3 protein-coding genes are annotated in these 2,222 nt (G+C 43.6%); 1 reads left to right on the top strand and 2 read right to left on the bottom strand.

The annotated features are described in order from the left end of the window. Window positions 1-116: complement resistance protein TraT (gene traT / locus ACO6UY_RS24525; protein WP_422491663.1), on the top strand; the 116-nt coding region annotated here is incomplete at its 5' end. A gap of 48 nt (window positions 117-164) precedes the next feature. Here traT and ACO6UY_RS24520 read toward each other — a convergent pair. Continuing rightward, the gene (locus tag ACO6UY_RS24520) at window positions 165-782 is read right to left on the bottom strand and encodes a hypothetical protein (protein ID WP_422491662.1); all 618 of its coding nucleotides are present in this window, start codon (window positions 780-782) and stop codon (window positions 165-167) included. Further along, window positions 779-2,222, bottom strand: a 1,444-nt coding sequence (locus tag ACO6UY_RS24515) for a phospholipase effector Tle1 domain-containing protein (protein WP_422491661.1), incomplete at its 5' end; no start/stop codon positions are given. The genes ACO6UY_RS24520 and ACO6UY_RS24515, both read right to left, overlap by 4 nt.

The raw sequence follows: 2,222 nt of genomic DNA, 5'->3' as shown, positions 1-2,222 counted from the left end.
GGAAGAAATACCAGACCCGGGTTGTTTCTACCGCCAACAAGGTCAATCTGAAATTTGAGGAAGCTTTGCCTGAGCTTAAGAAAGGGCTTTCTAACTCTATTTCGGGTTTGTTGTAAGCAGTCGCGCCACTTCATGAGGCATGGAGTGGCGCAAGCTTTATCTACTCAGTTTTTATTCATCTCAGCTTCTATTCGTTTTTGTTCAAAGCCCATAAATGCCAAAGGACTACACAAAAACCACCCTCGTGGATGCTCCTCTGTATACCTGTAGTTTTCTATTCGTTTTTCTTGCAATGGTAAGTATTGATCGATTAACCAACCTCCACAATCAATAGCTCGGCGTTTAAGATTGCCATCCTTAAGAAACCAGGATAGCTTCAGTTCTCCTCCAGGCAGAATATTGATAATAAATCCAGCGGTATAACGCCAAGGCATAAACTTCAGTTTGAACCATATAGGCCATGGTAGCGCACTGGTAATTTGAACTTCTTCTTTATACTGCTTTCTCTCATCTCCGTATGTTAATAACAGAGATGAAGGCACACGACTAACTGGCCCCATTATCCTTTTATAGGAGCCTGCATCAAATGACGTTGTACGCTGCATGGCTACAATATAGTTATTATTATCCTCTGCATGAAAAGTGCTAAACGTTGTCTCCGTGCTGTTCTGGAACTCAAAACTAGGTGACTGGTTGGCAATAACCCTCCAGCCACTCCTTATAGTTATAAAAGCAATGACAGTAATAATGGATAAGCCAATCCATTTCATATTTCTTTTCATGTATTTTTATCTTCTGGCAATTTGACTTCTACCCTTAAAGTTTCCGACAACCACTTTTTATATTGATCCATATCAACCGTTCCACGCACATTTCCCTGATTCCCATCAGGATATTCCATTAACATGTGATCAAGATCTGGAAACTGTGGTGCCGTCATTTGTCTCTGTGTAGCTGGTGGAACCCACTCAGAGCAAGCTCCAGGGTATATAGGTGTGCAAAAAGCTTCCTCCCAGTCAGGATCATTTTCATAGAAGATTTCTCTATCTCCATTATCTGGGGAAACTGGTCCAGTGACGCCACCTGTACGCTCGTCATGCAGTATTGGATCACTGATTGTTTTATGCTTTTCCTTCAATCCCCCAAGCTTTACACGGACAGAACTTGCTTGTTTAAGCATCCATTGTAACGGAATGTCTGAAAGATCTGTGCTACCATCGCCTCCACCAACATCCGTGTGCGAACCAATAAAACCTTGCTCAACTATTTTAGAATCACTGCCAGCAACATGTTCACTTCGTTCAACAGAAGATAATGGAAAAAGACCTCGATGCTCATTTAAAGCCACAGCATGTGAAACCCGATCTATTCTTGGGTCAGTCGATAGGTCAAAATCACCATTATCTGAATCCCCTGGCTCACCCAGCGATCCAACCGTATCGAATAGCCCCATGAAGCGTATTTTTATACTTGGCAACGCTGAACAAACATCATTATTGGTATTCTGTTGAGCATCATACAAACTGTCATAATATCCACTGTCTACTCGTTCGTAGATATCATTACTGAACTCCCTGGCGATTGTAGCACCACGACTAAAGCCAACAATATCAATAACCCCATCTAAAAATATTGAATCATTAGTACGAATCAAGTCATCAATCACATCAAGAGCTTCTTCGACCCGGCTTCGAGCACCTTTTCCAAAAGCGCTCCCCAAAAGGCCTTCGCCATCACGAGTTCCGACACCCGGCAGATAGTACGATGTTCCTTTTCCATTCGCTTCTTCGTAGTAATCCTGAAACAAAGCCACATTAGTCAGAGTGTTACCATTGAGATTATTTCGATCTTGATCTGTCCCATCAAAAGCAAACAAAAACAGCCCCAATGGATCAGTGCTGACCAGAGGGTTACTGTTCACATAGGCATAAGTATTGATACCGCCTCTCAGCCCTATAGGATCACTCTGGCTGTATCGCCCAGTTTCCGGGTCATAGTAACGGTGGTAGTTGTAGAACAGGCCGCTTTCATGGTCGTAGTACTGGCCTGCGAAGCGCAGGTTGATTTCCGTATCCTTGCCATCGCCGTCCGGGTCTGGATTGGCCAGTCCCATCCCAAAAGCATCGCTGTTCCATTGCCAGACAATGGTTTGCTGGTCATTGGTCGCTTTTCTGGGAGTATTCAGATGATCCGTATGAAGGTAGGTGATCTGCTGACCTTTG

The organism is Endozoicomonas sp. ALE010, assembly GCF_049310165.1.
GTDB lineage: Bacteria > Pseudomonadota > Gammaproteobacteria > Pseudomonadales > Endozoicomonadaceae > Endozoicomonas.
Note: the sequence above shows the minus strand (reverse complement) of the source record. Positions and strands in the feature narration are given on the sequence as shown.